Here is a 1,753-nt window from a genome sequence, read left to right as displayed (position 1 = left end):
GGCTCTCCCGCACTTTGCGTGGATGAGTCGCAGCAACGTGACCTGATCCCGCCGATTTCCATCGGCAGAGCGGAGCATGAACTCGCTCTCGCTCATTCCCGGTTGCCGGATCCGTCACGTCACTCCTCTAGGCCAGAACGCCCTCGTTGTTGCAGTCGAGGGTCGCGCTTCCCATGGCCGCTGCCCTGCATGCCGGCACATCAGTGGCAGCGTGCATAGCTCCTATGTCCGGCAGCCGGCGGACCTCCCGTCCTTCGGGCGTGAGGTTCGCCTGCGTGTCCATGTGCGGCGTTTCTACTGCCACAATCACACTTGCTTGAAGCAGACGTTCACGGAGCCTCTACCGCATCTTCTCAAGCCTCATGCCCGGCGCACACGGCGACTAACCAAAGCTCAGGCGCGGATTGGCATCGCCCTGGGAGGGGAGCCTGGTGCCAGGCTCCTCGTGCATCTCGCCATACCGGCCAGTGCCGACACCATCCTGCGCCTCGTTCGTAACCAGCCGCTTCCCACGCGCCAACCGCCGCGCATTGTCGGCGTTGATGACTGGGCGATGAGGAAGGGGCGCACCTACGGATCCATCCTGGTGGACCTGGAGCGCCGGAAGCCGATTGAGCTCTTGCCCGACCGGACAGCGGCGACGTTCTCAGCTTGGCTCCAGCGCTACCCCGATATCGAGATCATCGCCCGCGACCGCTCCAGTGAGTACGCAAAGGGTGCTGCCACGGCCTCCAAGGCCATCCAGGTGGCGGATCGCTGGCATCTGCTGTTGAATGCCCGCCAAATGGTCGAGCGCTGGCTGGCGGGAGCCCATGCCCGGTTGCGGCGTCTGCCCCTCGTTGAGGGATCGCCTGCAGCCTCAGGACGACGAGCCCGCGCCTACCCTCGCACGCGAGCCGAGCAGGCCGCCAGTGCTGACAGCCGGGCTCGTTGGCAGACTCTCTATGAGGAAGTCCAGCGACGGTATGCCGGTGGGGAGAAGCTGTTGGCGATCAGCCGTACGATGGGCCTGGCACGCGGCACGGTCAGGAAGTTTGCCCAAGCCGACAGCTTCCCGGCACGTGCCGTGCGCCAACCTGGACCGAGTATGCTCGATCCATTTTTCCCGCACCTCAATGCACGCCTTGCCGCAGGATGCGAGAACGCCACCGCTCTCTGGCGTGAACTGCGGGATCTCGGCTTTGCCGGTTCACCCAAGCAAGTTTATCGTTGGCTGGCCGAGCGCCGAACGGCTCCCGCAAAGACAACAGCTCACAAGTGGTGCTCACCGGGCCCGATCCGCCCTGCTCCGGGCGCCTCACTCCCTTCACCCAAGCAGCTTGCATGGCTTCTTGTGCGCCCTCCGACAGTGCTTGATACAACGGAGGCTGCCGTATTGGCCCGAGTACGACAAGATCCCGAGGCTGTGGTTGTAGCTGATCTCGTTCAGCGCTTCTGCGCTCTCATTCGTCAATGTTGTCGTGAGCGTCAGACCCGCAACAGTGAGCAGGCCTCCATCGAGATTCTAAAAGCATGGATTGCTGAAGCTCGGTTATCGGGCATCCAGGCTGTTGAGACTTTTGCCGCCGGTCTGGAGCAGGACAGCGCTGCGGTTCGCGCGGCGCTGACACAGCCGTGGAGCAGTGGGCAAGCCGAGGGTCAGGTCACGCGCCTTAAGCTCCTGAAGCGCTCCATGTATGGACGAGCCAGCTTCGATCTCCTGCGCCGCCGGGTGCTCCTGGCAGCGTAATCCACGCAAAGTGCGGGAGAGCCG

Annotated in this window: 1 protein-coding gene; it reads left to right on the top strand. The window is 63.7% G+C overall.

Annotated elements, in window-relative coordinates; translation table 11 throughout:
- The first annotated feature begins 76 nt into the window (after positions 1–76).
- Positions 77–1,729 carry an ISL3 family transposase gene (locus DC522_RS33340; RefSeq protein WP_116532672.1) on the top strand — a complete coding sequence of 551 codons (1,653 nt, stop codon included), beginning with the start codon at positions 77–79 and terminating at the stop codon, positions 1,727–1,729.
- Positions 1,730–1,753: the final 24 nt, after the last annotated feature.

It is taken from the genome of Microvirga sp. KLBC 81, from assembly GCF_003075415.1.
Lineage (GTDB): Bacteria > Pseudomonadota > Alphaproteobacteria > Rhizobiales > Beijerinckiaceae > Microvirga.
The sequence above is the reverse complement of the archived record's forward strand: the minus strand, read 5'-3'. Positions and strand labels throughout refer to the sequence as shown.